This window comes from Streptomyces sp. NPDC056373, assembly GCF_042262425.1.
Taxonomy (GTDB): domain Bacteria; phylum Actinomycetota; class Actinomycetes; order Streptomycetales; family Streptomycetaceae; genus Streptomyces.
In genome coordinates, this window is record NZ_JBHJPX010000017.1 from 98,506 (window position 1) to 123,955 (window position 25,450).

General features: G+C 71.6%; 29 protein-coding genes. 16 read left to right on the top strand and 13 right to left on the bottom strand.

Annotated features, from left to right (window positions below; genetic code table 11):
- Nucleotides 1-5: 5 nt before the first annotated feature.
- Nucleotides 6-737 carry a hypothetical protein gene (locus ACFCXS_RS31595; RefSeq protein WP_376646777.1) on the top strand — a complete coding sequence of 244 codons (732 nt, stop codon included), beginning with the start codon at nt 6-8 and terminating at the stop codon, nt 735-737.
- A 141-nt stretch (nt 738-878) separates the two neighbouring features.
- On the opposite strand, the gene ACFCXS_RS31600 is transcribed toward ACFCXS_RS31595, so the two are convergent.
- Nucleotides 879-1,298 (bottom strand): nuclear transport factor 2 family protein, encoded by a 420-nt coding sequence (locus tag ACFCXS_RS31600; protein ID WP_376646778.1) that lies wholly within the window; start codon nt 1,296-1,298, stop codon nt 879-881.
- Between the two features lie 110 nt (nt 1,299-1,408).
- On the opposite strand from ACFCXS_RS31600, the gene ACFCXS_RS31605 reads away from it, so the two are divergent.
- From ACFCXS_RS31605 to ACFCXS_RS31615, 3 genes are all read left to right on the top strand, one after another.
- Nucleotides 1,409-1,822 carry a hypothetical protein gene (locus ACFCXS_RS31605; protein ID WP_376646779.1) on the top strand — a complete coding sequence of 138 codons (414 nt, stop codon included), beginning with the start codon at nt 1,409-1,411 and terminating at the stop codon, nt 1,820-1,822.
- A gap of 81 nt (nt 1,823-1,903) precedes the next feature.
- Nucleotides 1,904-2,239 (top strand): DUF6233 domain-containing protein, encoded by a 336-nt coding sequence (locus ACFCXS_RS31610; RefSeq protein WP_376646780.1) that lies wholly within the window; start codon nt 1,904-1,906, stop codon nt 2,237-2,239.
- Between the two features lie 337 nt (nt 2,240-2,576).
- Nucleotides 2,577-3,161, top strand: a complete 585-nt coding sequence (locus tag ACFCXS_RS31615; protein ID WP_376646781.1) for a GNAT family N-acetyltransferase — start codon at nt 2,577-2,579, stop codon at nt 3,159-3,161.
- Between the two features lie 246 nt (nt 3,162-3,407).
- On the opposite strand, the gene ACFCXS_RS31620 is transcribed toward ACFCXS_RS31615, so the two are convergent.
- Nucleotides 3,408-4,676, bottom strand: a complete 1,269-nt coding sequence (locus ACFCXS_RS31620) for an MDR family MFS transporter (RefSeq protein WP_376646782.1) — start codon at nt 4,674-4,676, stop codon at nt 3,408-3,410.
- A gap of 169 nt (nt 4,677-4,845) precedes the next feature.
- Here ACFCXS_RS31620 and ACFCXS_RS31625 point away from each other — a divergent pair, with 169 nt between their 5' ends.
- Nucleotides 4,846-5,607 (top strand): phosphoglyceromutase, encoded by a 762-nt coding sequence (locus ACFCXS_RS31625; protein ID WP_031105925.1) that lies wholly within the window; start codon nt 4,846-4,848, stop codon nt 5,605-5,607.
- A 92-nt stretch (nt 5,608-5,699) separates the two neighbouring features.
- Here ACFCXS_RS31625 and ACFCXS_RS31630 read toward each other — a convergent pair whose 3' ends face one another.
- Together ACFCXS_RS31630 and ACFCXS_RS31635 are read right to left on the bottom strand one after the other, a co-directional pair.
- Complete coding sequence (locus ACFCXS_RS31630; protein WP_376646783.1) at nt 5,700-5,909, bottom strand: hypothetical protein; 210 nt, start codon at nt 5,907-5,909, stop codon at nt 5,700-5,702.
- Nucleotides 5,910-5,968: 59 nt separating this feature from the next.
- Nucleotides 5,969-6,244: a ribosomal protein L7/L12 gene (locus ACFCXS_RS31635; protein WP_376646784.1), complete on the bottom strand. Its 276-nt coding sequence runs from the start codon at nt 6,242-6,244 to the stop codon at nt 5,969-5,971.
- 261 nt (nt 6,245-6,505) lie between these two features.
- Between ACFCXS_RS31635 and ACFCXS_RS31640 the strand changes: the two genes are divergently transcribed.
- Nucleotides 6,506-7,864, top strand: coding sequence for a lipase family protein (locus tag ACFCXS_RS31640; protein ID WP_376646785.1), 1,359 nt, complete (start codon nt 6,506-6,508; stop codon nt 7,862-7,864).
- A 53-nt stretch (nt 7,865-7,917) separates the two neighbouring features.
- Here the strand turns inward: ACFCXS_RS31640 and ACFCXS_RS31645 are convergent, their stop codons facing one another.
- Both ACFCXS_RS31645 and ACFCXS_RS31650 read right to left on the bottom strand, forming a co-directional pair.
- The gene (locus tag ACFCXS_RS31645; RefSeq protein WP_376646786.1) at nt 7,918-8,796 is read right to left on the bottom strand and encodes an SgcJ/EcaC family oxidoreductase; all 879 of its coding nucleotides are present in this window, start codon (nt 8,794-8,796) and stop codon (nt 7,918-7,920) included.
- 5 nt (nt 8,797-8,801) lie between these two features.
- Complete coding sequence (locus ACFCXS_RS31650; RefSeq protein WP_376646787.1) at nt 8,802-9,491, bottom strand: hypothetical protein; 690 nt, start codon at nt 9,489-9,491, stop codon at nt 8,802-8,804.
- Nucleotides 9,492-9,761: 270 nt separating this feature from the next.
- Here ACFCXS_RS31650 and ACFCXS_RS31655 point away from each other — a divergent pair, with 270 nt between their 5' ends.
- Nucleotides 9,762-10,511, top strand: a complete 750-nt coding sequence (locus ACFCXS_RS31655) for an MBL fold metallo-hydrolase (RefSeq protein ID WP_376646788.1) — start codon at nt 9,762-9,764, stop codon at nt 10,509-10,511.
- Nucleotides 10,512-10,570: 59 nt separating this feature from the next.
- Here the strand turns inward: ACFCXS_RS31655 and ACFCXS_RS31660 are convergent, their stop codons facing one another.
- Together ACFCXS_RS31660 and cdgB are read right to left on the bottom strand one after the other, a co-directional pair.
- On the bottom strand, nt 10,571-10,804 hold the full coding sequence (locus ACFCXS_RS31660) for a hypothetical protein (RefSeq protein ID WP_376646789.1): 234 nt from the start codon (nt 10,802-10,804) through the stop codon (nt 10,571-10,573).
- Between the two features lie 99 nt (nt 10,805-10,903).
- Nucleotides 10,904-12,442, bottom strand: coding sequence for a diguanylate cyclase CdgB (gene cdgB, locus ACFCXS_RS31665; RefSeq protein ID WP_376646871.1), 1,539 nt, complete (start codon nt 12,440-12,442; stop codon nt 10,904-10,906).
- Between the two features lie 1,913 nt (nt 12,443-14,355).
- Between cdgB and ACFCXS_RS31670 the strand changes: the two genes are divergently transcribed.
- On the top strand, nt 14,356-14,556 hold the full coding sequence (locus tag ACFCXS_RS31670; RefSeq protein WP_376646790.1) for a hypothetical protein: 201 nt from the start codon (nt 14,356-14,358) through the stop codon (nt 14,554-14,556).
- A 108-nt stretch (nt 14,557-14,664) separates the two neighbouring features.
- Here the strand turns inward: ACFCXS_RS31670 and ACFCXS_RS31675 are convergent, their stop codons facing one another.
- Nucleotides 14,665-15,510 carry a hypothetical protein gene (locus ACFCXS_RS31675; RefSeq protein ID WP_376646791.1) on the bottom strand — a complete coding sequence of 282 codons (846 nt, stop codon included), beginning with the start codon at nt 15,508-15,510 and terminating at the stop codon, nt 14,665-14,667.
- 346 nt (nt 15,511-15,856) lie between these two features.
- Here ACFCXS_RS31675 and ACFCXS_RS31680 point away from each other — a divergent pair, with 346 nt between their 5' ends.
- The 3 genes from ACFCXS_RS31680 to ACFCXS_RS31690 all read left to right on the top strand — a co-directional run bounded on the left by ACFCXS_RS31680 (nt 15,857) and on the right by ACFCXS_RS31690 (nt 18,181).
- The gene (locus tag ACFCXS_RS31680) at nt 15,857-16,486 is read left to right on the top strand and encodes a DinB family protein (RefSeq protein WP_376646792.1); all 630 of its coding nucleotides are present in this window, start codon (nt 15,857-15,859) and stop codon (nt 16,484-16,486) included.
- 134 nt (nt 16,487-16,620) lie between these two features.
- Nucleotides 16,621-17,043 (top strand): YciI family protein, encoded by a 423-nt coding sequence (locus ACFCXS_RS31685; RefSeq protein ID WP_053670840.1) that lies wholly within the window; start codon nt 16,621-16,623, stop codon nt 17,041-17,043.
- Nucleotides 17,036-18,181, top strand: coding sequence for an RNA polymerase sigma factor (locus ACFCXS_RS31690; RefSeq protein WP_376646793.1), 1,146 nt, complete (start codon nt 17,036-17,038; stop codon nt 18,179-18,181). Before ACFCXS_RS31685 ends, ACFCXS_RS31690 begins: the two co-directional genes overlap by 8 nt.
- Nucleotides 18,182-18,245: 64 nt before the next feature.
- On the opposite strand, the gene ACFCXS_RS31695 is transcribed toward ACFCXS_RS31690, so the two are convergent.
- The 3 genes from ACFCXS_RS31695 to phoU all read right to left on the bottom strand — a co-directional run bounded on the left by ACFCXS_RS31695 (nt 18,246) and on the right by phoU (nt 19,776).
- Nucleotides 18,246-18,497, bottom strand: a complete 252-nt coding sequence (locus ACFCXS_RS31695; protein WP_053670838.1) for an SCO4226 family nickel-binding protein — start codon at nt 18,495-18,497, stop codon at nt 18,246-18,248.
- 128 nt (nt 18,498-18,625) lie between these two features.
- Nucleotides 18,626-18,781 (bottom strand): hypothetical protein, encoded by a 156-nt coding sequence (locus tag ACFCXS_RS31700; RefSeq protein ID WP_167345925.1) that lies wholly within the window; start codon nt 18,779-18,781, stop codon nt 18,626-18,628.
- A 293-nt stretch (nt 18,782-19,074) separates the two neighbouring features.
- Nucleotides 19,075-19,776 (bottom strand): phosphate signaling complex protein PhoU, encoded by a 702-nt coding sequence (gene phoU, locus ACFCXS_RS31705; protein WP_362236027.1) that lies wholly within the window; start codon nt 19,774-19,776, stop codon nt 19,075-19,077.
- Nucleotides 19,777-20,022: 246 nt separating this feature from the next.
- Between phoU and ACFCXS_RS31710 the strand changes: the two genes are divergently transcribed.
- Complete coding sequence (locus tag ACFCXS_RS31710) at nt 20,023-21,309, top strand: sensor histidine kinase (protein WP_376646794.1); 1,287 nt, start codon at nt 20,023-20,025, stop codon at nt 21,307-21,309.
- Entirely contained in the window at nt 21,306-21,986 is a 681-nt protein-coding gene (locus ACFCXS_RS31715) for a response regulator transcription factor (protein WP_030243122.1), read from the top strand. The genes ACFCXS_RS31710 and ACFCXS_RS31715 overlap by 4 nt, the downstream gene beginning before the upstream one ends.
- An 84-nt stretch (nt 21,987-22,070) precedes the next feature.
- Here ACFCXS_RS31715 and ACFCXS_RS31720 read toward each other — a convergent pair whose 3' ends face one another.
- A complete protein-coding gene (locus ACFCXS_RS31720) occupies nt 22,071-22,757 on the bottom strand; it encodes a DUF461 domain-containing protein (protein WP_376646795.1) in 687 nt (228 codons plus the stop codon).
- A 582-nt stretch (nt 22,758-23,339) separates the two neighbouring features.
- Here ACFCXS_RS31720 and ACFCXS_RS31725 point away from each other — a divergent pair.
- The 3 genes from ACFCXS_RS31725 to ispF all read left to right on the top strand — a co-directional run bounded on the left by ACFCXS_RS31725 (nt 23,340) and on the right by ispF (nt 25,401).
- A complete protein-coding gene (locus ACFCXS_RS31725) occupies nt 23,340-23,822 on the top strand; it encodes a CarD family transcriptional regulator (protein ID WP_003953493.1) in 483 nt (160 codons plus the stop codon).
- 330 nt (nt 23,823-24,152) lie between these two features.
- Nucleotides 24,153-24,917 (top strand): 2-C-methyl-D-erythritol 4-phosphate cytidylyltransferase, encoded by a 765-nt coding sequence (gene ispD, locus ACFCXS_RS31730; protein WP_376646796.1) that lies wholly within the window; start codon nt 24,153-24,155, stop codon nt 24,915-24,917.
- Nucleotides 24,907-25,401, top strand: a complete 495-nt coding sequence (gene ispF, locus ACFCXS_RS31735) for a 2-C-methyl-D-erythritol 2,4-cyclodiphosphate synthase (RefSeq protein ID WP_376646797.1) — start codon at nt 24,907-24,909, stop codon at nt 25,399-25,401. Before ispD ends, ispF begins: the two co-directional genes overlap by 11 nt.
- Nucleotides 25,402-25,450: the final 49 nt, after the last annotated feature.

Consider the following 25,450-nt stretch of genomic DNA (forward strand, 5'->3'; position numbering starts at 1 on the left):
GCCGCATGGAGGAAGCCAGGAACGTGCCCATGCGGAAGAGCCCGCGCCAGCCGGAGGGCAGGGCGACAGAGCTCGCCGAATCGGCCTGGGCCATCGTGCTCTTCTGCGTCGCCTGCGGTGCCGTGGCCGGCGCGCTGCTCCCGCTCCTCGCCCGCCTGCTGCTCGCCCTGCCCTGGGCGCCGCTCGAAGGCCCGGCCGAACTGCTGACCTCGGTTTCGGAACCGGCCCTCACCCTCGGCACGGTCGCGGTGGGTGTGCTCGGGGGCCTGCTGCTCGGCTTCACGGCGGTGCACGAGTCACTGTCCGTCCGTGTCACCGACACGCACGTGACCCTGACGATCCGGGACAGCGCCCGGGAGTTCACCCGCGAGGAGATCTCCGTGTTCTTCCGCGACGGCAAGCAGCTCGTCCTGCTCCGCCCGGACGGCCTCGAACTGGCGCGGGAGGACTGCGGCCTGAACTGGCGCCGCCTCGCCGACGCCCTCACCGCACACGGCTGGTCATGGGCGGAGGAGGACCCGCACCGCGCCGCGTTCCGCCGGTGGGTGCCCGGCGCTCCCGGCCTGCCCACGGGTGCGGACGCCATGCTGCGGGCCCGCGCGCAGGCCCGCACGGAGGAGGGCGGCGCCGAGGACGCCAGGGAGTTGCGCGGGGAACTGCTGCGCCTGGGGGTGGTCGTGCGGGACGAGGACCGGCGGCAGTACGTGCGGGTCGTGAGCGGTGAGGGCGGGGGGTGACGTCGTCACGGCCCTGGTGACTCGTGCGGTGGGTGTCAGGGCGGCGTGCGGACCGCGAGGCGGGGGGAGGTCACCCGTGCGGTGGGGGTCGGGGCGGCGTGCGGACCGCGAGGCGGGGGGAGGTCACCCGTGCGGTGGGTGTCAGGGCGTGCAGGCCGCGGCGATCGACACGCTGTTCTCGTACAGGTGGTGCCGGGTGATCCGCCCGTCCTCGACGGTGAGCCGCAGCGCGAAGGGCCCCGCGAAGGACTTGCCGGTCGCCCGTACCGTCCCGGAGAGATGCCCCATCAGCACGGCGTCCGTCCCGTCGACGAGGAACGTGTCGACGGACGCGCGCGCGTCCTCGGGGACGGTGTACCGGGCCAGCTCGTCGGCCTGCGCCGCGCATTCCGCGGCGGTGGACCGTGGCCGGATCCACGGCGCGGCGGGGTTCTCGGCGAGCATCCAGTCGACGGTGTCGGCGAAGAGCGCCGTCAGGCCCTCGGTGTCGCCGGCGAGCCGGAGTTCGAGGAACTTCTGGACGGTGGAGCGGGTGACTTCGGCGGTGGCGGCAGGTGTCATGGAACCCAGCCTGCCGGGGCGCGCGGGGCGCGTCGATTACCCCGGAGGTAACCTCTGCTCACTGCCGACGCCGGGGTGGGGCGCGGTACCCGACGGCCGTGGGGGGGACCGTGAAGACACACCTTGCCGCCATGCATCTGAGCGGAGCGGTGCTGCTCCTCACCTTCCTGGTGCCACCGGCCTGGGCCCTGGACGCCTACGGCGCGGCCCCGGCGCACGATCCGTCGGCGGACGTGCCGCCGTTCATGATCTTCCTGACGATCGCGCTGAGCTGTGTGGGTTACCACGTGGCGGTGCAGATCCCCGCGGGGCTGCTGGGCACCCGGCTCGGCCGGAACCGCGGGGCCGGTACCGCGTACGCGTGCGTCCTGGCCGTGACGGTCGCCCTCACGTCGGCGCTGACCTGGGCGGTTCTCAGGACGGACGACCCCGCCCTGCTGCTCCCCGTCTGGGCCGACTTCATGGCACGCGGCTCGTTGGCCATGGCCGCGTACGTCTGGCTGAGCCGCCGCGTGACGGCCTGAGGGAGGACGTGATGGGGTGCCGTCGCCGGACATGGGGTGGGGTGGGTGCCGAGGGAGAGCCCTGCTCCTAGAATCGAACGCATGAACGATCCAGAGTCGCGGCTCGCGCTGCTCCGCTTCCTGGAGCGCGTGCAGGAGCGCGACCTGGCACGCACTCGCCGATGGATCGCGGACGAGGAACGCCGCCGGGCCGAACACCGACGCGGTGTCCTGGCCCGGCCTCCCGTGCCGGACTGGCTGATCGAGCACGGCCTGTCCGGCCGGGAAGCGGTGTACGTCCATGTCGGCGGCTGCTGGAACGCGGGCCGGCGCAGCAAGGGCGTCGACCGTGACCATGCCCGGCGGGCCCTCGCCGAGGGGGTCAAGGCCTGCCCGCAGTGCAGGCCGGACACGGAGCTCGGGTTCGTGGACGGGTAGTGCGGCCGGTTCCGGAGGGTGTTGTGGACGGCCGTTCCGGCAGGGGCATCGGCCGGTGTGCCCGGTGTGCCGGTGTGACTGACCTGCCCGACCTGCCTGGCGTGGCCGGAGGCCGGGGTGCCGACGCCCGGGGCCGTTGTCAGTGCCCGGCGTTATGGTCATCGGTGCGCGGCCGGCTTCCGGGGGTTCCAGCTCCGTAGGGAATGGTTTGTATCCCCGGCCTGTCCGGGGGCGGCCCGGAGATGTCGTCCGGGACCCAACCGACGGTCGGGCTGTGTCGATCGCCAGGAGGAGACCTGCCAGCGCCGGCCGCGCACCCCTGGATCATCATGCCGGTATGCCTGCGAACCAGCCCGTTGACGCCAACCAGCCCGCGAACGCGAACCAGTCGGCGAACGAGCCCCCCGGGACACCGGCCGTCACCCGGCTCACCCGCTACACGAAGACCGAGCAGGACGAGATCCTCGGCAGCGGCGACGACCCCTTCGGTGTTGCCGCGGCCGGTCTGACCTGGCTCCCCAAGGAGGAGCACTTCGGCGTCCGGCTCGACGGCCGGCTCGTGGCCCACGCCGGTCTGCTGCGACTGCCGGTCTCTGTCGAGAGTGAGGAGACCGAGGTGATGGGCGTCGGCGGAGTGGCCGTGGCGCCCGGCGTACGGGGCCGTGGCCTGGCCCGGCTCGTGCTCACGGCGGCCCTCGACCACGCCCGCACACAGGGTCCCCGGCACGCGCTCCTGTTCTGCCGGCCTCCCCTCGTGCCGCTGTACCGGCGCCTCGGATGGCACCCGCTCGACACGGACGTACTCGTCGAACAACCCGGCTCCGGCGTGGTGACCATGCCGCTGCGCACGATGGTGACGCCCCTGCGCGACGACGCCCACTGGCCTCCCGGGCGGGTGCGGCTGCACTCCCTGCCGATGTGACGGGTCCCTGCGGGGGCCTCTGCCCATGTGACGGGCCGGAGGGTCACGGCGTGGCGCGCCTCACCGCCGCGGGGAGACGGCCGTCCCGGCCGGAAAGCCACGTCCTGCTGTGCACCGAGGGCAGGCAACGCCCCACGCCGCACCGACCGTGCAGCGAGGGCAGGTCCGGTTCACCCCGCACCGGCCGTGCACCGAGGGCAGGTCCGGTTCACCCCGCACCGACCGTGCAGCGAGGGCAGGTCCGGCTCACCCCGCACCGACCTCGGGCTGCGGCCGCACCCCCACCGACGGCTCCGTCACCTTCTCCTCGCCCGGCACGCGCCGCATCAGCACGGCGTACCCCACCCCGGCCACCGTCCCCACCACCGCGCAAAGACCCCACAGCCACGCCGCCCCGAACCGGTCGATGACGAACCCGGACAGCAGCGGGGCGACGAGGGCGGCCACCGACCAGGACATCGTGTACATGCCCTGGTAGCGCCCTCGGCCGTGCACCGGGGACAGCCGTACGACGAGACTGGTCTGCGTCGGCGCGTTGACGATCTCCGCCATGGTCCACACGCACACCGTGAGCGCGATGACGCCCAGGGACCCCGCGAAGGCGGTGAGTGCGAAGCCGTACCCCGCGAGGAGGGACGAGACGACCAGCAGCCGGCGCGGATCCCGGTGTTCGATGAAACGGGTGACCGGGATCTGGAGGACGACGATCATCACACCGTTCACGGCGATGGCCATGCCGTACTCGGCCGGGGAGAAGCCGGCCTCGCCCATGGCCACCGGCAGTCCCACGGCCCCCTGCTGGAAGACCAGCGCGACGAGGAAGGACAGTCCGACGACGCTCATGAACCGCCCGTCGCGCAGGACGGTGCGCAGGCTCACCGAGTCGTCCCGGACGCCCGCCGTCACCACCCGCTGCGCGGGCTTGGACTCCGGCAGCCGCAGGAAGACGAGGATCGCGCAGGCCAGCGTCATCCCGGCCTCGATCAGGAATCCGGCGCGGTAGCTGACCTCGGCGATGAACCCGGCGGCCATGGAGGAGACGGCGAAACCGAGGTTGATGGCCCAGTAGTTGAGGGAGAAGGCGCGGATACGGTCCTCGGGCCGGACGATGTCGGCCATCATCGCCTGCACGGCGGGCCGCGAGGCGTTGCTCGCCATGCCGACGAGGAAGGCGACACCGGCGATCGCGACCGGGTCGCGTACGAAGCCCAGCAGCGCGACGGACACGGCGGTCGAGGACTGCGCGATCAGCAGGGTGGGCCGCCGTCCCAGCCGGTCGGTCATCACCCCGCCGCCCAGTGAGGAGATCACCCCGCCGAGCCCGTGCAGCGCGGCGACCAGACCGGCGTACGTGGCGGAGTAGCCGCGGTCGAGGGTCAGGTACAGCGCCATGAACGTGGCGACGAAGCCACCGAGGCGGTTGACGAGCGTGCTGGTCCACAGCCACCAGAACGCGCGGGGGAGACCGGAGACCGTCTCCCGGACGGCGCGTCTGGCACGCAGGGCGTACGGCATGGGTCCCCCGGAGACAACAGGCACCGATGGTGCATGTAAGTAGTGCTGGCAGTGAGCGCACATTACAAACACGTGGTTGCCGGAGGCCACTCAATTAACAGATCCCGTCAAACGTCCGCCTGCCGGGCAGCCACGCGAACGGGCGAAAGCGTGGATTACGCTCTGAGGCATGGCCGACGCACCGTACAAGCTGATCCTCCTCCGCCACGGCGAGAGCGAGTGGAACGCGAAGAACCTGTTCACCGGCTGGGTGGACGTGAACCTCAACGAGAAGGGCGAGAAGGAGGCAGTCCGCGGTGGCGAGCTCCTGAAGGACGCCGACCTTCTCCCCGACGTGGTCCACACGTCCCTCCAGAAGCGCGCGATCCGCACGGCGCAGCTGGCCCTGGAGGCCGCGGACCGTCACTGGATCCCGGTGCACCGCTCGTGGCGCCTGAACGAGCGCCACTACGGCGCCCTGCAGGGCAAGGACAAGGCGCAGACGCTCGCCGAGTTCGGCGAGGAGCAGTTCATGCTGTGGCGCCGGTCCTACGACACCCCGCCCCCGGCGCTGGACGTCGACGCCGAGTACTCCCAGTTCTCCGACCCGCGCTACGCGACCCTCCCGCCGGAGCTGCGGCCGCGCACGGAGTGCCTGAAGGACGTCGTCGTCCGCATGCTGCCGTACTGGTTCGACGCGATCGTCCCCGACCTGCTGACCGGCCGCACGGTCCTGGTCGCGGCCCACGGCAACTCGCTCCGCGCGCTGGTCAAGCACCTCGACGGCATCTCCGACGCGGACATCGCGGGCCTCAACATCCCCACGGGCATCCCGCTCTCCTACGAGCTGGACGCCGACTTCAAGCCCCTGAACCCGGGCGGCACGTACCTCGACCCCGAGGCGGCGGCAGCGGCGATCGAGGCGGTCAAGAACCAGGGCAAGAAGAAGTAACTCGACGCGATCAAGCCCCCGGACCTGCGGTTCATGCGCGGGCCGGGGGTTTCTCGGTGCCGCAGCCCCGTGTACTCACAGGGCCGGCGTCCTCACGAGTAGAAGCCGGCCCAGTACTCGTCATGACCGCAGGTGAAGTCGTCCGGACGCTCCTCCCTGAGCACCTCGTACCTGGCGAAGAAGACCTTCAGGGCCTCATGGAGTGAGCAGCCCAGATGCTCGCGGAGGGTCTGTATGCCCCGGAGGATCTGGTTGCTGAGGATCTGCTCGTCGGCAATGTCGACTGCGGCGCCATCGGTCACGGTTGCGATCGAATCCGACAGTCGGCTCACCGGGCAACCAAGTTTGCTGCGCCGGGCCCTCAGGACCAGTGCGAGTCCGGCCCCTGCTGTTCCCTCGCCTCTGCGACGGCTCCCGCGGCACGCAGCGCCGAGGCGGCTGCCGTCGCGTCTTCCTCGGGTACGCGGGCGAGAACGACGGCGGGAGTCCGCGTCACCAGGACCTTGCTGTGCCAGAGGCTCAGTCCCGTCAGCCGGCGCACGACCTGGACGACATCCAGCACGCGCGCACCGGGGTCCGTGAGCAGCACGTCATGGGGCGTGTCGTCGCACACCAGCCAGACGTACTCGTCTCCCATCGCTCCCCCGTCGGCACGGTCTCCGGTGTGCAGCTTACGAGCCTTCAGTAGGCATGTCCCCTCGCTTGCAGGGGTGTTGAGGGCAGTCGCCACTGCTTGCGCGTCCGGCTTCGCGTCACCCCCCGTGCTCCGGCACGCACCCTCCGCTTGCACCGGCAAACAGTTACCCGACCGTAACTTGCGATAGTGTTACCAGCGGTAACTACCGGTGCTAGTTTTTCGCGCAATCACGCACCGCAGCAGCAGCACAAGGAGCGAGCTGTGAGCCGTTACCGAAGCCGTCCGCGTTCCACCTTCAACCGTCTGGCCGCCGCCGCGCTCGCCACCGTGGCCTGCGTCTGTGTCGGCGCGAGCACCGCCGACGCCACCGCGACCGACACCGGACCCGTCGTGTCCCGGGGGGTCGACATCCCGGCCTTCTACACCCCGCCCGCCCAACTGCCCGCGACCAACGGCGCCTTGATCCGGCAGGAACCCTTGCCCCTGGGGCTCTCGCTGCCCGGTCTCGACGGCCGGCCCCTGCCGGGCACCGCCACCCGGCTGATGTACAAGTCCACCGACTCCGACGGCCGGGCCGTCGCGGTGACCGGCGCCTACATCGAGCCGTCCGCGAAGTGGGAGGGCTCGGGGCCCCGCCCGCTGGTGGCGGTGGCCTCGGGAACCATGGGCCAGGGCGACCAGTGCGCGCCCTCGTACGCCCTGCAGCACCCGCTCACCGTCAACGGGCAAACGGTGTCCGTCGGTTACGACAACCTCGCGATCTACCGTCTCCTCGCCACCGGAGCCGCCGTCGTCGTCACCGACTACGTCGGCCTGGGCGCCACCGACCGCCTGCACACCTACGTCAACCGCGTGGACGAGGGGCACGCGGTGCTGGACGCCGTCCGTGCCGCGCGCGCTCTGCCCGGCACGTCCCTGGCCTCCGGCTCCCGCGTCGGCCTGTACGGCTACAGCGAGGGCGGCGGTGCCACCGCGTCGGCGGCCGAACTCCAGGCTGCCTACGCGCCCGACGTCCACCTGGCCGGCACCTACGCGGGCGCGCCGCCCGCCGACCTGACCGCCACCATGAAGGGCATCGACGGCAGCGTTCTGGCCGCCGCCCTCGGCTGGGCGATCAACGGCTTCGTCCAGGCGTACCCCGACATGCGGGACGCCGCCGAGGCGAACCTCAACGACGCCGGACGCAAGGCCCTCGCCGACACCTCGACCATGTGCATCGGCGAGGCGATCACCCGCTACGGCTTCGCCCGGAGCAGCGCGTGGACGAAGAGCGGCAAGTCCGTCGCCGAGATCATCGCTTCCGATCCGCGCGCCCAGGCCGTCCTCGACGAGCAGCGCATCGGGACGCTCAAGCCGGCCGGTCCGGTCCGGGTGGCCACCGGCGTCCAGGACGACATCGTTCCGCACGCCCAGGCCCGCCGACTGGCCGTGGACTGGTGCCGCAAGGGCGGCGACGTCACCTACAGGGCCGTCGACCTGCCCAACCTCGGTGACCGGATCCTCACCAACCACCTCGCTCCGCTCGTCACCGACCAGGGAGCGGCGATCTCCTGGCTCACCGACCGCCTGAAGGGCAAGCCGACCACGTCCAACTGCTCGACGATGCCCTTCCAGCGCTGACCGAGCCGCCCCGAGCGGCCCTGCCCGCCGCTACGGAGCCTGCCGGTCGCTGTTCAGGAGCCGGTGGAGTCCGACGGCGGGCGCGGGCCGCCGAAGCCGTGTTCCGAGAGGTCGAACCAGTTGCCCTCCGGGTCCATGGCGCGGTACTCGGCGAAGGGGCGGTCGGTGAAGCGTTCGGCCGGTTTCGGGGTGCCGGCCGCCACCAGGGCCCCGGTGGTGGCCGCCGTGTCCTCGATGTGGAAGCCGAAGTGGTTGAAACCGGCCGGGGTCTCCCCGTCGAGCCGGTGCTTGATCAGGGCGAGGGAGAAGTATCCGTCGGAGAGGAAGCAGCTTCCGTCCGGATCGCGGTGGAAGAGTTCCATCGCGAAGACCGAGGAGTAGAACTCGGCCAGCTTCTCCGGGTCCCGGGCCACGATGGCCAGGTGGCGGACTCTGGGCCGGGCGGCGGTGGGTTCGCCCACGGGGGTTTCCTTCCGGTCCGGGGCGGGGCCCGGCTGCGGCGGGCGGGGCGCGGGGACCATGTTGTGGAACGCGCTGATCGACCAGTGGCCCTGCGCCGTCCGTTCCACGACGGCCAGCGCGTGCGTGGTGATCAGCGGGTTCCCGTCCGGGGCGTTGATGGTCGACTCCGCCTCCACCGTGGCCAGGTCGGGGCGGAGGAAGCGGACGGCCACGACACGTGCGTCGAGGACGGTTCCGGCGTACGGGCCGTGGAAGAGGGCGTCGTGCCCCGCCGCGATGCCGGACCGGCCGAGTGGCTTGTCGCCTCGTACGGTCGTGAAGTCGCAGTCCTCCGCGAAGCTCGCGGCGAAGAGGGCGGCGTCACCCGCCGCCCAGCCGCGGGCCATGTCGGCCCACAGGGCACGGATGGCGCGGGTGTCGTCCTCGGTGCCGTCGTGGGCAGGGGCGTTCGTTTCATCGGGCTGCTGCATCGCTCTCACGCCTTCGTCAGGGAACTCGTACGGATACGCAGGTCGATCTCGGGGCAGTCGGCGCCCTCGGCGGAATGCCGGCACGGCGGGGCCCAGGCGCCCAGGGCGTGGTAGAACTCGCCTCCCCGGCGCTCCAGGTAGCAGATGAGGTTCAGGGGCCACCCGGTCCGGCCGAAGAGGTGACGGTCCATGGGGGTCGGGCGCTCGCTGAGTGTCCGGGTCCGTTCCGACGGCGGGCCCAGGCGGTGCCAGTCCGGGTGCATGTGGATGGAGCCGAGGAGATCAATCCCCAGGGCATCGGCCTCGCGGGACGCCCGCAGGAGGTCGTGGGAATCCACCCACCAGCCGCGGTGCTCGTTCTCGTAGGCCGACCCGAATTTCGGCACGATCTCCTCGCGGAACTCCTGGACGGCCGCCGGGTCCCGGGTGCGGGCGTTGCGGCCGAAGGCGATGCGCCGCACGTGGTACGTCGTCGCCTCCGCACTGCCGAGCAGGAGCGCGAAGCAGGGTAACGGGGCCTCGGGCGTGATGAGTTGGTACTCACTGGCAGCCACGTCGAGGAAGCCGGCGAGTGCCTGGTCGTCCATCAGGACGGTGGGTGGGGTGGGGGTCGTGCGGCCGGTCGGGGAGCAGCCGGGCGAGGTACATCGGGTGTCCGGCGAGCCGGAGTCGGGCGCGTTCGTCACAGCGGACATGGCGTGGGGTCTCCGGGGAAATGGGGGGGGGGTGGGGAGGCCATGAATCGGGGCGCCCGGCGAGATTACTTGAGAGTTCACGCTCACTGGTCGGCGTGCGTGAACTGTCGGGATTTCCCTACGGCTTGATAGCCACTTGCGCCGGCAGGGGCGTGCTGCCATGGCGCCGTCCGAACCGGCGACGCCGTCTCACGGAGTCGGACACCAGGTCGCGTCCATGCCCGGAAATGGCTGCTCATCCCAACAGCGGGGCGGCTACTGTCCCTTGGCATGCGACTGACCGTTCTAGGCGGCTGTGGAGCGTGGCCCACCGCGGTCCAGGCATGCAGCGGCTACCTCGTCGAGCACTCGGGCTTCCGTCTGCTCATCGACCCGGGGTACGCCACGCTGCCACGCCTGCTCGAGCACAGCACCGTCGACGCCGTCGACGCCGTGCTGATCAGCCACGGGCACCCCGACCACTGCGCCGACCTCAACCCTCTCCTGCGTGCCCGGGGCCTGAGTGACACGCCACCGGCGGCGCTGCCCGTGTATGCGCCCCACGGCGCCGCCGACGCCGTTCTCGCGCTCGACAAACCGAGCATGCTCGCAGGGGCGTACCACCTTCGCGAGTTCCGGCCGGGCGACCGGTTCGGCATCGGTCCGTTCAGAACCGACACCTGGCTCCTCCCGCACTTCGTGCCCAACGCAGGCATACGGCTGACCACACCGGAAGCCGTGCTCGCCTACACCGGGGACACGGGGTCGAGCCCCGACATCCTGCGCCTCGCTCAAGGCGCCGACCTGCTGCTGTCGGAAGCCACCTACATCCACGAGGTACCGACCGCCGACGCACCGTACCTGCTGACCGCGCGCCTGGCCGGCCAGTACGCCGACCGGGCGGGCGCTGCCGGACTCATGCTCACCCACCTGTGGCCGGGCACGGACCCGAAAGCCGCACAGGAGACAGCCGCGGAAGCCTTCCGGCACCCGATACGCGTCGCAACCCCCGGGCTCGTCACCGACCTCGCGTCGTCCTAGCGCGGCGTCGGCTCATACGAGGAGCCGGCGACGCGCCCGCACTTCGTCGACCACCACCGCTACTTCACGTTGTGCGCGAAGAAGCCATGGGGGCAGTTGCCGCATTTGCCGTCGTCGCCATGGGTCCATCCCTCGCACGCGCTGCAGGCCAGGCAGTTGAGTACGTCCGTGAACCCCGCGCCCTCCAGGCGGGCTACGGCCCTCGCGTGCACCTCGTCCAGCTGAGGTTCCAGCTTCACGATGTCGTCGGCGTTCTCTTTGAACGCCTGCTCCTGCGCGTCGGTCAAGTACATGTTGAGAGCCACTGTCTTCCCTCATTTCACAGTAGAGAAGCCGTGTATGCATCCATTGTCGTCCAAGCCGGACAAGGGGGCATCCGTACGCAGCCACCCTCACGACGCGAATTCCCGTGCCGCGCGCAGGATGTCGCCGGGAGCCGTCCCGCACTGGGCCCACGCGATGCCGACACCCGCGTGCATGCGCACCGTCTGGTCGCCCAGGGGGATCGGCAGATGGATCCGGGACTGCATCCAGGCCGCGGCGGTGTGCGCGTCGGCGGGGCCCAGGTCGTCGGCCAGGACGACGAACTCGTCACCGCCGTAACGGGCGACCGTGTCGCCGTCGCGTACGGCCTGATGGAGCCGTCGGGCGACCTCGACGAGGACGCCGTCCCCCGCGTCGTGCCCGAAACGGGTGTTGATCGCCTTGAAGTCGCGGAGGGCGAAGAACAACACGGCCAGGCCGTGTGTGTTGCCGTCGCCCACGGGGGCCCGGACATGGGTGTGGGGCATCGCGGTACCGGCGGCGTGGCCGGGGTACAGGTCGACGGCCTCGACGACCCCCTCCACGGCGTCGGGCCCCTGCTCCGGACGCGCGCAGAGCCGGGCCTCGATGCGGGCGTGCAGCTCGGAGGAGTTCGGCAGGCCGGTGAGATCGTCGTGCGAGGCGCGGTGGGTGAGAACGAACTCGCGGCGCTTGCGCTCCTCGATGTCCTCGACGTGGGTGAGGAGGAAGCGCGGGCCGTCGGCGGCTTCCGCGACCACGCTGTTGCGCAGCGAGACCCACAGGTACGTCCCGTCGCGGCGCCCGAGGCGCAGTTCCGCGCGTCCGCCCTCGGCGCCGGTGCGGAGCAGGGTGCCGATGTCCTCGGGGTGGACGAGGTCGGAGAACGAGTAGCGGCGCATGGCGGAGGCCGGGCGGCCCAGCATGCGGCACAGCGCGTCGTTCGTCCGGAGGATGCGGCCGTGACTGTCGCCGCCCATCTCGGCGATCGCCATGCCGCTGGGCGCGTACTCGAACGCCTGCCGGAACGACTCCTCGCTGGCCCGCAGTGTCTGCTGCTCCCTTTCCATCCTGACCAGTGCGCGTTGCATGTTCGTACGCAGACGCGCGTTGCTGATGGCGATGGCGGCCTGGAAGGCGTACTCCTCCAGGTCGCGTCGCTCGTCCGGCCCGGGACGGCGGCGGGTGAGGGGCCGGTCCACGGAGATCACACCGATCAGTTCACCCTGGGATGCGCCGGAAGCACTGCGGGCGTACATCGGCGCGAAGAGGCGGTCGGAGGGGTGCCACTCGTCCGGGAGGCGGGGGGCGGGGCCGTCGGTGTACCACTGCGGGACGTCGTCGTCGTCGAGGACCCAGCCCTCGGTGTGCGGGATGAACACCAGCTCGCCCCAGCGCTCGCCCATGCCGAGGCGGCGGTCCCAGGACTCGCGCGAGCCGACACGGCCGGCGATGAGGGCCTCGGCGGCGGGGTTTCCCGCGAGGGAGGCCACCAGGAGATCGCCGTCCGGGCGGACGAGGTTGACGCACGCCAACTCCCAGCCGAGACCGGTCACGATGCCGTCGGCGACGATCTGCAGGGTGTCCGCGAGGCTGCGGGCGATGTGCAGGTTCAGGACCGCGGCCTGCAGATTGTGGCTCTTGTCGATGGCGAGCGCGCTGCGGGTGGCGAACTCGGCGGCGACCGACAGATCGGCGTCCTGGAAGGCCTGCTCGGCGGGGTGGCGCAGGAGGACGGCGGTGCCGATGACGCGCCTGCGCCCGTGCAGGGGCACGAGGACGGTGTGGCCTCCGCCGGGTGTCTCGTGCCCCGCACCGAGCAGCTCCGGCAGCGCGGCCCCGCCGACGGGCGAGTCGCCACCGACCGGCAGTGCCCCGTTCAGTACGTCGAAGAGCGCGCTGCCGGGGCGTACCTCGCACCGCTCGGCACCCCCGCCGGCGTGGAGGGGGTGCACCTGTTGCAGCCGCAGCACCAGCGGGCCCACGTGTTCTTCGTCGCCCGTCGGGATCGGGTCCCGCAGATAGACCATGACGGCGTCGGCGACGGTGGGGACGACGGCCCGGCACAGCCGCTTCACGATGTCCTCGGGATCCCTGCCCCGGGTGATCCGGTGGGCCGCCTCGGAGATGTCGCCCTGGGGGTCGGCGGCCGGGGGCCGCGGGGATTCGAGCGCGGGGAAGGACGTCTCCTGGCTGGTCGGCGGGCTGGTCGGCGGGTTGTCCGGGGTTGTTCCGGACAACCCGGGGGGCGGTCCTCCCGGGGCCCGCCCGACCCGCCCGGGCACGGACACACCGGTTTCCGGCGGAGCAGCCGAGGCGATGGAGGGAACAGAGAGGCCAGAGGGATCAGAGAGACCAGAGGGGCCAGAGGGGCCAGGGAGACCGGAGAGACCAGAGGGGCCAGGGAGACCGGAGAGACCAGAGGGGCCAGGGAGACCGGAGGGACCAGAGGGGCCAGGGAGACCGGAGGGACCAGAGGGAACCGAGGGCGACGACCAGTAACCCACCTCGTCGGCCGCCTGCTGAACGGCCTCGTGCTCCTCGTCGAGAACGGCGCGTGCCTTGTCCAGCGCACGGTCCACGTCGTCGAGCGCGGCGTCGTCACGACTGAGCGTGTGCAGGTCGGGCTGGGACAGCGGCGGCGCCGCCTCCTGGGTCCCCAGGGGCCCGTCCTCCCCCATGCGGAGCCGCAACTCCGCCAGCTCGTCCTCCAGTTGCTGGATACGGCGTGCCGCGTGGTCGGCGACCTGCTGGGCGATGCCCCGCTCCCGCTCCGCGCGAACCAGCTGTTCGCGCAGGTCGGTCTCCTGCCGTTGGGCCCGGGAGAGAAGCTCCATCACCCCCTGTCCGTCGCCCGGTTCGACCGTCACCGACTCCAGCGCGTCGAGTCGGCGCCGCAGTTCGGCGACCTTCGCCTGGGCCTGTCCGAGCATGACGAACAGCAACGTGGCGATCGACAGGGCCTGTTGCCGCCCGTGTTCGCCTGCCTCGTAGGCCTGGCGGGCGCGCTGCATCTCCTGGAGGACCTCGATGGTGCGGTCCTTGGCCTCCAGTAACTCCCGGGCCGGCACCAGCTCCTGCGTCTCTGCGACCACCGTGGGACTCGTGCCCGCCCTGTCCCACAGCGCCCTCGCCTCCCCGAGGCGTCGCCGGGCGCGATCGGCCGGTTCGTGGGGGAAGCACACGTCGGCCACGGCCTCGACGAGATCCCACTCCAGCGACTCGCCGGCCAGCCGGTCACGCAACCGGCGTAACTCGGGCACGGCCCCGGCGACGAAGTGCTCGGGAGTGAGCCGCGCGTGCAACTCCCGGACGGACACAGCGGATTCGTCGAGCCAGGACCGCACCAGAGCGACCAGCTCGTTGATCTCGACGCACGAGCCGCGGGCCGGTCCCCACGGCCGCCCCGCCCGCTTCCTCTCGCCTGCCACTCGTTCTCCCCCGTGGTTTGTTCGCCGGACAACCCCCTGTTGTCACCGGAGAAACATCCAACCGTCCCACCTGCGGTTCCGCCCGGGGATCGTCGTAATTCCCCGACACCACACGACCCAGGCGGTGCCTCATGAACCACACCTTCCCGGCGTTCCTGCTCCTCGCGCTGGCGGTGGCCGTCCTCTTCTCCGTGGTCGCCGCGGCGATCGCCTTCGCCCTCGCCCGCTGGGAGGGAGCCGCGGTGCCGGCGGCCCTGTCCCGCTGCGGCATCGCCTTCGCCGCGAGCCTCACCCTGTGCCTGGCCGTCTTCGCGGCGTTCGACCGGACGTAGCGGAGGAGAAGGGAGGGGACGGGCGGACGAGAAGGGAGGGGCAGGCGGGCCGGAAGGGAGGGGGCGGGCGGACGACGGACGTGCACGACCCGGCCGGCCCGCTCCGCCTCAGGGGCGTTCGCCGAACTGGAGCAGGCCGCCCACGGCGAAGCACACGGCGCCGAGGAGGGTGCCCCAGTTGGCGACGCCGGCGCTGGCGAGGCCGGCGGTCGCGGGGCGGGTGTAGGCGGCGAGTGCGGAGACCATGAAGAGGACGGAGCCGAGCTGGTTCACGGCGACGATCGACCAGCCGAGACTGCGGAAACCCGGGCAGAGCCGCGGGCCGTGGCAGATCTCGACGAAGGCGAGGTGGCCGGAGATCAGGAACAGCATGCAGCCGATCACGTCCGGGACCCAGATCAGCCGGTTGGTCTGCTGGACGCTCAGCCCCTGGAGGAAGGAGTCCAGCAGGTCGACGCCGAACACCAGCGTCCCGACGAACAGGACGAACGTGCTCAGCCAGTCCACCCGCGTCGGCTCGTAACTCCACCAGCGCCAGCCGCGGGTGACCAGGCGGCCCTCGCCGCCGGGGATGTGGCGCGGCGCGTTGACGACCTGGAGCAGCGAGACGTAGCCGCCGGTGGTGAAGAACAGCCCGCCGGTGAAGTAGATCGAGGCGCAGGTGGTGGCGTCGCCGGAGCCGAACTGGGCGACACCGGCACCGGCCGCGAAGAGCAGGCCGCCGATGACGAAGGCGGCCGCGGCGATGGCGTTGAGCCGGCGAATGCGGCCGAGGGCGAGATCGTCGGCACTGGTGTGCCGGCCGGCCGCTGCGCCGGCCTGCCGGACCGCGAGGACGCCGCGCCGCCGGGCGAGCCGTGACTCCCATACGGCGGTGCCGCCGCCGGGGAGGTGCCAGGTGAGCCGGGTGGTGAACGGCCCCGCGCCCTCGGCGCGCTGCTCGGTGGATGTCACGCGGGCGGGACGGCGGTGCTGTGACCCGGGTCCGTGTGCCGTCCGGAGTCGCTCGGTGCGTCGCTCATGGCATTCCCCGGGTCGCTGGGCGGGCGGGGCACGCGCTTCGCGCCCCTGAACAGGCATCGACTCTGCCAGAGCGGATTGCGCATCACGGTCATTTCGGGAGCTTTTGCCGGAACGCCGTCGGTCCTGCCCGGCCCGGACCGGGTGCCTGAGGTCCTCAGCCCGAACCGGAGATCCCACCGCCGGACGCACAGGCCGGCTGACGTCTCGGAGTCCGGTGGGCCGGCCGGAACCTCGATATTCGGTGGCGGGCCCGCCCCACTGCGTCCACCATGCCCGCATGGTCTCAGGCGAGCACACCGGCGAAGCAGCGACGCCCGCGGCAGCGGACCCGACTCGGTGGACACGGGCGACCGTCTACCCCGACATGTGGGTCGACCCCGACGACGACCCGCGTGAGACCGACGAACAGCCGGTCGACGAACGCGGCATCCTCCTCGACCACCTGCGCAGCTACCGCCTCACCCTGGAGATGAAGTGCGCGGGCCTGGACGCCGAGCAGATGGCCCGGCGATCCGTCCCGCCGTCCACGATGTCCCTGCTCGGACTGGTGCGGCACGTGACCGAGGACGAGCGGCACCTCCGCCGGGTGATGGCCGGCGAGGACGTGCCGAAGCTGTACCGCACGGAGGACGACCGGGACGGTGACTTCAACGGTGCCGTCGCCGACCAGGCGGTCGTGGACGAGGCCTGGCGGCAGTGGCGTGCCGAGACCGAGCGCACCGACCGCTTCCTCGCCGGTGTCACCGACCTCGGCACGCGCAACACGGGCTTCTCCGACTACGGCCCCGAACCCGGCGGGCAGGTCCAGCTGCGCGACATCCTGGTCGCCCAGATCGCGGAGTACGCCCGGCACTGCGGCCACGCCGACCTCCTGCGCGAACGGATCGACGGCCGCGTCGGGCAGTGAGCATCCCCCGGCCGGACTCCTCGCAGAAGCTGCCGGAAAAAAACTTCGGAGGCGATGTCGAGAACCCGCGTCCGGCTCCGTCCCCGGGGTGCAAGCGGCCAGGATGGGCCGCACCGGCACCGAGGAGAACCACCATGGCGAAGTACCTGCTTCTCAAGCACTACCGAGGCGCCCCGTCCCCGGTCAACGACGTACCGATGGACCAGTGGACGCCCGAGGAGATCTCGGCCCACATCCAGTACATGAACGACTTCGCGGCGCGTCTGGAGAAGACCGGCGAATTCGTCGACGGCCAGGCGCTGGCCCCCGAGGGGGCCTGGGTCCGGTACGACGGTGAGGGGCGTCCGCCGGTCACCGACGGGCCGTTCGCCGAGACCAAGGACCTCATCGCCGGCTGGATGATCATCGACGTCGACGGCTACGACCGTGCCGTCGAGCTGGCCGGGGAACTCTCGGCGGCCCCCGGGGCGGGAGGGAAGCCGATCCACGAGTGGCTGGAGGTGCGCCCGTTCCTGACCGCCCCGCCCACCATTCCGGAGTGCTCCGTCCATGGATGAGGCACTGCTGCGCAGCCTCACCCCCGGCGTGCTCACCATCCTCGTCCGCCGCGGAGCCGACTTCGCGGCGGCCGAGGACGCCGTGCAGGACGCGCTGATCGAGGCGCTCCGCGTCTGGCCGGCCGAGCGGCCGCGGGACGCGAAGGGCTGGCTGGTCACCGTGGCCTGGCGCAAGTTCCTCGACCAGGCGCGGGCGGACAGCGCCCGCCGCCGGCGTGAGGACCTCGTCGAGGAGGAACCGGCGCCCGGGCCCACGTCCGACGTGGACGACACGCTCCAGCTGTACTTCCTGTGCGCCCACCCCTCGCTGACACCGTCGTCCGCGGTCGCGCTCACCCTGCGCGCCGTGGGCGGGCTCACCACCCGGCAGATCGCCCAGGCCTACCTGGTGCCGGAGGCGACCATGGCGCAGCGCATCAGCCGCGCCAAGCGCACCGTCTCCGGCATACGGTTCGACCAGCCCGGCGACGTCGCGACCGTGCTGCGCGTCCTCTACCTCGTCTTCAACGAGGGCTACTCCGGCGACCTCGACCTGGCCGCCGAGGCCATCCGGCTCACCCGGCAGCTCGCGGTCGTGATCGACCACCCCGAGGTGTCGGGGCTGCTCGCGCTCATGCTGCTCCACCACGCCCGGCGCGCCGGGCGTACCGCGCCCGACGGCGGCCTGGTGCCGCTCGCCGAGCAGGACCGCGGCCGGTGGGACACGCGCCTGATCGCCGAGGGCGTCCGGATCCTCCAGGCGGCCCTCGCCCGCGACCGGCTGGGCGAGTTCCAGGCCCAGGCCGCCATCGCGGCACTGCACGCCGACGCGCCCACCGCCGGGGAGACCGACTGGGTGCAGATCGTGGAGTGGTACGACGAACTCGCGCGCCTCACCGACAGCCCGGTCGTCCGGCTCAACCGGGCGGTGGCCGTGGGCGAGGCCGACGGACCGCGCGCCGGTCTCGCGGCGCTCGCCGCGCTGGACGATTCGCTGCCCCGCTACGAAGCGGTGGCGGCCTATCTCCACGAACGAGACGGCGATCCGGAAAAGGCGGCGCGGCTGTACGCCGAGGCGGCACACAGGGCCACCGACCTCGCCGAACGCGACTATCTGACCCGCCAGGCGGCCCGCCTCAACACCGGCCGGCGCCGCTGACGAGCCCCTTCCCGCGGCACCCGGCGGGCGGGGACGCGACGCCGGGAACCGCGGGCCGGGCAGGTCACCGCACCGTCAACGGCACGGGGTGCACCTCGTCGGCCTTGTGACCGGCGCGCTCGTGAATGCGCTGGACCGCTTCGGCCGAGGGGGCCTCGGAGAGGCAGTAGACGTGGCCGGACTCCGGATCCGCCCAGGCCATCTCGAAGTGGACCTGCTCATCCTTCTCTATCGCGAGGTCCGCGTTGTGGGCTTCACGCAGCTGCTCCTCCGTGATGCCCTCCATGCCGCGATGGACATCCATGAACTTGGGCATGCCTCGCGCCTCCTTCCTTGCCTACCTCTCATGCTCCGCCCGTACGGCCGGCCGGGCGACCTCACGACGAGGGGCCCCGGCGACACGGCCGGGGCCCCACAGGTCGTACGGAGAACGAAGTGCCGGCGTCAGCCGCACTGGCAGGGGCTGCCCGACTGACACCCGCAGCCGCAGCCCGAGCCGCAGCCGCACGCGGCGATCAGGGGCAGGCTCCTGATCTCGGCGGGCTGCTCGGTCTCACGCTGCCGGGCGGGGTCGGGCGTGGTGCTGGGGGATTCGGCCATGGGTCCCTCCTCGAGGCTGGTGCCTGTGCCCATTGGATGCCCGCCCGGCCGGGCGCATCAACGGCGCACTGAGGCGCCTTCGCGCCCCGGCCGGCCCCGACCCCGCTTCCAGAGGCCACACCCATGCACCGGGGCCCGCGGCCGCCGTCCCTGGCCGAGCACCGGGGCCCGCGGCCGCCGTCCCTGGCCGAGCACCGGGGCCCGCGGCCGCCGTCCCTGGCCGAGCACCGGGGCCCGCGCCCGCCGGCCTCAGCCGAACCCGGGACCCGGGCCGGACCCCCGGCCCGTACCCGTCAGGCGCTCTCCGCCCCCGGGGCCGCCTGGATCTCCGGCTGCACATCCGCCTGGAGCTCGTCGGCGTGCTCGCCCGTCACCAGGTACACCACGCGCTTGGCGACCGACACCGCGTGGTCGGCGAACCGCTCGTAGTAGCGGCCGAGCAGCGTGACGTCCACGGCCGTCTCGATGCCGTGCTTCCAGCGGTCGTCCATCAGGTGCTGGAAGAGCGTGCGGTGCAGCAGGTCCATCTCGTCGTCGTCCTGCTCCAGCTGCAGCGCCAGGTCGACGTCCTTGGTGATGATGACCTCGGCGGCCTTCGCCATCAGACGCTGCGCGAGCTGGCCCATCTCCAGGATGGTGGCGTGCAGGTCGCTCGGGACCGCGCGGTCCGGGTAGCGCAGGCGCGCGAGCTTCGCCACGTGCTGGGCGAGGTCGCCCGAGCGCTCCAGGTCGGCCGACATCCGCAGCGACGTGACGACGATGCGCAGGTCCGTCGCCACCGGCTGCTGCCGCGCCAGCAGGGCTATGGCCCGGGCCTCCAGCTCGTGCTGGAGCTCGTCGACCCGCTGGTCGGCCTCGATGACGTTCTCGGCCAGCTTCAGGTCGGAGTCGAGCATGGCGGTCGTGGCGCGCCCGATCGCCGACCCGACCAGCCGGGCCATCTCCACCAGGCTGTCGCCGATCGAGTCCAGTTCCTCGTGGTACGCGTCCCGCATCAGGCTTTCCCTCTCGTGCGTCTCAGTCGGGGGTCCAAGGGCCGGGGCCCACCGGACGACCGGCGGTACGACCGTCGTATTACCGGCGGTCCGAACCCCACGCTCCCACGTTCCGCCCCGTACGCGTCCGTTTCCGGCATCCCAAATGAACCAATACTGGCTCCAAGGTGAACTCTGGGCGACGAGTGTTCGAGCTCGCACCCCGACGGCTGTGGAGGGTGCCCGAGCCATGCCTAACCTGGGTGCATGGACGTGAACGCGGCGGTCGCCGCAGCGGCAGCGATCGCCGGGGTGCTCACCGGTGTCATCGCCATGCTGGCGTTCCGCTTCAGCGAGCGCGAGCAGAAGCGCCCCACCCGTAGCTCCCTGCACACCGACGCGGTGCTCCCGCCGGGCGTGGACACGGTCCTGTCGGTCCTCAGGTCGTCCGCCGTCGTCCTCGACGAGGCGGACGCCGTGGTCAAGGCCAGCTCGGCGGCGTACGCCCTCGGCCTGGTCCGCGGCGGCAAGCTCGCCGTAGAGCCGATGCTGCAGATGGCCAGGGACACCCGGCGGGACGGCGAGATACGGCAGGTCGAGCTGGACCTGCCACGGCGCGGCACCGGACGCGGAGAGGCCCTGGCCGTCTCCGCGCGGGTCGCGCCGCTCGGTTCCCGGCTGGTGCTGCTGCTCGTGGAGGACCTGACCGAGGCCCGCCGCATCGAAGCGGTCCGCCGCGACTTCGTCGCCAACGTGAGCCACGAGCTGAAGACGCCGGTCGGAGCCCTCTCGCTGCTCTCCGAGGCCGTGATGGACGCCTCCGACGAGCCCGAGGCCGTCCAGCGGTTCGCCGGGCGCATGCAGATCGAGGCCACCCGGCTCACCAGCCTGGTGCAGGAGCTCATCGACCTCTCGCGCGTGCAGAACGACGACCCGCTGGAGGACGCCGAGCCGGTCCGCGTCGACGAACTGGTCGCCGAGGCCATCGACCGCTGCCGGCACCAGGCCGGCGCCAAACAGATCACCATGGCCGCGGGAGGCACCGCCGACCTGCGCGTCTGGGGAAACCGCGGCCAGCTCGCCGCCGCACTCGGCAACCTCGTCGAGAACGCCGTCAACTACTCACCCGCCCGCACCCGCGTCGGCATCGCGGCCCGCGGTGTGAACGCCCCCGGCGGGGACCACATCGAGATCGCCGTCACCGACCAGGGCATCGGCATCTCCGACAAGGACAAGGAGCGCATCTTCGAGCGCTTCTACCGCGTCGACCCGGCCCGCTCCCGTGCCACCGGCGGCACCGGACTCGGGCTGGCCATCGTGAAACACGTGGCCGCCTCGCACGGCGGGGAGGTCACGGTGTGGAGCGCCGAAGGCCAGGGCTCCACCTTCACCCTGCGGCTGCCCGAGGCCGGCGCGGCCCGCGGCGCACATCAGCCCGCCCGAGAGACACGCGCAGGAGGCGCGGGCCTCGACGAGGAGGCCGGGCGGTCCACCCCTGAATCCCCCGAATCGAACGCGTACGAAACGCTTCCCGCCCCGGAGGTCCTTCCGTGACCCGAGTGCTCGTCGTCGAGGACGAGGAGTCCTTCTCCGACGCCCTGTCGTACATGCTCCGCAAGGAGGGCTTCGAGGTCGCGGTCGCGACCACGGGCCCCGACGGACTCGACGAGTTCGAGCGCAACGGCGCCGACCTCGTCCTCCTCGACCTGATGCTGCCCGGCCTGCCGGGCACCGAGGTGTGCCGCCAGCTGCGCGGCCGCTCCAACGTCCCCGTCATCATGGTGACCGCCAAGGACAGTGAGATCGACAAGGTCGTCGGGCTGGAGATAGGAGCCGACGACTACGTCACCAAGCCGTTCTCCTCGCGCGAGCTGGTCGCGCGGATCCGTGCGGTGCTGCGCCGCCGCGGCGAGCCCGAGGAGGTCACCCCGGCGGCCCTGGAGGCCGGTCCGGTCCGCATGGACGTCGACCGGCACGTGGTCACCGTCGGCGGCACCAAGATCGACCTGCCGCTCAAGGAGTTCGACCTGCTGGAGATGCTGCTGCGCAACGCCGGCCGCGTCCTGACCCGCATGCAGCTCATCGACCGCGTCTGGGGCGCCGACTACGTCGGTGACACCAAGACCCTCGACGTCCACGTCAAGCGCCTGCGCGCCAAGATCGAGCCGGACCCGGGCGCCCCGCGCTACCTGGTGACGGTCCGCGGCCTCGGCTACAAGTTCGAGCCGTAAGCCGGCCGCGTACGACGGCGACACGAACGACACGAAGGGCGGGGCCTCTCCCGGGAGAGGCCCCGCCCTTCGTGTCGCGTCTGCTCAGTGCCCGGCTTCGGCGCTCGCGGAGGCCGCGTCGGTCGGCGTGCCGGACGCCTTGTGGCCACCCGGCGTCTCACCGCCCGCGGGGGCGCCCGACTCACCCTCGGCGGGGGAACCGGACGGCGAGCCCGACGGCGAACCGGACGGGGACGACGAGGCGCCCGGCGCGGCCGGCACCTCGGTCGGGCCCCACTCCTTGAAGTAGTGCTCGGCGGGCACGACGAACGCCTGCAGGCTCACGCCACCCGTCTTGCTGAAGGTGAAGGTGACCTTCTGGGCGTTGCCGTCCTGCACGGCCTCACGGCTGCTCGGCAGCATCGCCGTGGCGTTGTCCTTGCCGCCCAGCACCAGCGAACCGCCGGGCGGGATGCTGAGGCTGCCGCCCTTGGCGGGCTTGAGCTCGGCGGTCTTGCCGGTGCCCGGGAGGGTGATGGACTCCAGCGTCTCGGCGGTCCTGCCGGAGTTGAAGAGGGTCGCGGAGATCGCGGCGGGGCCGGTCGACTCGAGGTCGGGCTGCGTGATGACGATCGCGTTCTGGACCTTGATGTCACCGACGCTCGTCGCCGCGTTGTCCGGCTTGATCTCCAGCGTCTGGGCGTCGTTGCCGGCGCCGCACGCGGCGAGCGAGGCGATCGAGAACGCGATGGCGGCCGCGGCGAGAGTGCCGCGTCGAAGGCTGCTGCTCACGGCGGCGGCAACTCCTTGACTCGAGCGGAGCGGCCGATAAAGCCGCTCTAAGTGTCTGTCAGCGGGCCTTAGGTTACCGAGCCGTCCTCGTCCGGCCGCACCCGACCCCCCGGCACCGTTGATCCCACCTGGGTCACACATGGCTCCCGCGCCACATTGGTGTGGTGTCCGTCCGGCATTCACATAAGAGACCCGGACGGCACCGCAAATGTTCCGTGAAGGAATGCGCGCACCGACCCGGAATTGATCACCGGCGGCCGGTCGTGGCACCTCGTGATCAATTTCTGATTCGACCGGAACCCGGCTCGGGCCGCCGAACGGAGTAGCGGAAGTCGATCATACGGAACCGGACATTTCGGGACGTTCGGCTCTCCGGAGGATGCTCCGGATGTGTGTAACGTACGCGTTTCGCTCGCCCCGAAGAGCCGCTCCCACCTGCGAATACCTTCTTCCGATCCCTGTCCGAAGCACGTCCCTGTCGGAGTTGTCAAGCCCCGAGATATGCCCTGACCTGCGAAAACGCCATTCAGAACCCGCAGTTTCCGTGTTACCCTGGATAGCCACGGAAGGGGTACCTGTCACATGACGTTCAAGGTTGGCGACACCGTGGTCTATCCCCATCACGGGGCCGCGCTGATCGAGGCCATCGAAACTCGCCAGATCAAAGGCGTGGACAAGACCTACTTGGTGCTGAAGGTCGCCCAGGGCGACCTGACGGTACGTGTGCCAGCGGACAATGCGGAGTTCGTCGGCGTGCGTGATGTGGTCGGTCAGGACGGGCTGGACCGGGTCTTCGAGGTGCTGCGCGCACCGTACGCCGAGGAGCCCACGAACTGGTCCCGTCGATACAAGGCAAACCTGGAGAAGCTCGCCTCGGGCGATGTCATCAAGGTCGCGGAAGTCGTGCGTGACCTGTGGCGTCGTGAGCGCGAGCGCGGACTCTCCGCAGGTGAGAAGCGCATGCTCGCCAAGGCCCGCCAGATTCTGGTGAGCGAGCTCGCCCTCGCGGAGAACACCAACGAGGACAAGGCCGAGGCTCTGCTCGACGAGGTTCTCGCCTCCTGAGGCGAAGCCCGTCGCTCAGCGCACTGCGCCGATCGAAGCTGCTGATCAAGGCTGCTGGTCGAAGCTGATCAAGCGCGTGCCTGCACATCGAAATGCCGCGGTGCCCGATGACGAAATTCCTGTCGCCGGGCGCTGCGGCATGTTCGTACCCCGGCGCCGATGCGCCGCCACTCCGAGATGTGTTATCACTCACGCCCCGGTGTTCAGGGGTGCCGGGCCCGGGCAGCCGGCTCGACCGGCGTCACGGAAGGGTCCGGTCGAGCGCGTCGCGCCCGGCACTCCTCCAGGCCATACCCACGCCGGGCCGACACACAAACCTGACAGGAACCGATGTCTGACGATTCGCGCCCCTCGCCGTCCGCCGGCCCCTCCGTGGCCCGAACGGCGGCCGTGATCCCGGCCGCCGGACGTGGTGTCCGGCTGGGCCCCGGCGCCCCCAAGGCGCTCCGCGCGCTCGGCGGTACCCCCATGCTGATCCACGCGGTCCGCGCGATGGCCGCATCCCGTGCCGTCGGCCTGGTCGTCGTGGTGGCCCCGCCCGACGGCGCCGCCGAGGTCAGGTCGCTGCTCGACGCCCATGCCCTGCCCGAGCGGACGGACTTCCTCGTCGTCCCTGGCGGACAGACGCGCCAGGAGTCCGTGCGGCTCGGCCTGGACGCGCTGCCGCCCGGCCACGACATCGTGCTGGTCCACGACGCGGCCCGGCCGCTGGTGCCGGTGGACACGGTCGACGCCGTGATCGAGGCCGTACGGGACGGCGCCCCGGCCGTGGTCCCGGCACTGCCGCTCGCCGACACCGTCAAGCAGGTCGAGCCCGCCGGCACCCCCGGCGAGCCGGAGCCGGTCGTCGCCACGCCGGAGCGCGCCCTGCTGCGCGCGGTGCAGACCCCGCAGGGCTTCGAGCGGGCCACGCTGGTCCGGGCGCACGAGACGGTGACCGGCGAGGTCACCGACGACGCAGGCATGGTCGAGCAGCTCGGCCTCACGGTCGTGGCCGTCCCCGGCCACGAAGAGGCCTTCAAGGTCACCCGTCCCCTGGACCTGGTCCTCGCGGAGGCGGTCCTGGCCCGCAGGAGGCTCAACGATGGCTTCTGACCAGCCTGTTCTGCCCCAGGTGGGCATCGGCACCGACATCCACGCCTTCGAGGAGGGCCGTGAGCTGTGGTGCGCCGGCCTGAAGTGGGAGGACGCGGGCCCGGGCCTGGCCGGCCACTCCGACGCGGACGTCGTCGCCCACGCCGCCTGCAACGCCCTCTTCTCCGCCGCCGGCCTCGGCGACCTCGGGCAGCACTTCGGTACCGGCCGCCCCGAGTGGTCGGGCGCCTCCGGGGTCACCCTCCTGACGGAGGCCGCGCGCATCGTGCGCGAGGCCGGTTTCCGGATCGGCAACATCGCCGTGCAGGTCGTGGGTCCCCGCCCGAAGATCGGCAAGCGCCGGGACGAGGCGCAGAAGCTCCTGTCGGAAGCGGCCGGGGCCCCGGTGTCGGTCTCGGGCGCGACGACGGACGGGCTGGGCTTCCCCGGCCGCGAGGAAGGGCTGATGGCGGTGGCCACGGCCCTGGTCGTACGCGGGGGCTGAGAGCGGGTGCTCGGGGCGTTCCCCGTTGTCAATGTCACGAATCCGGACG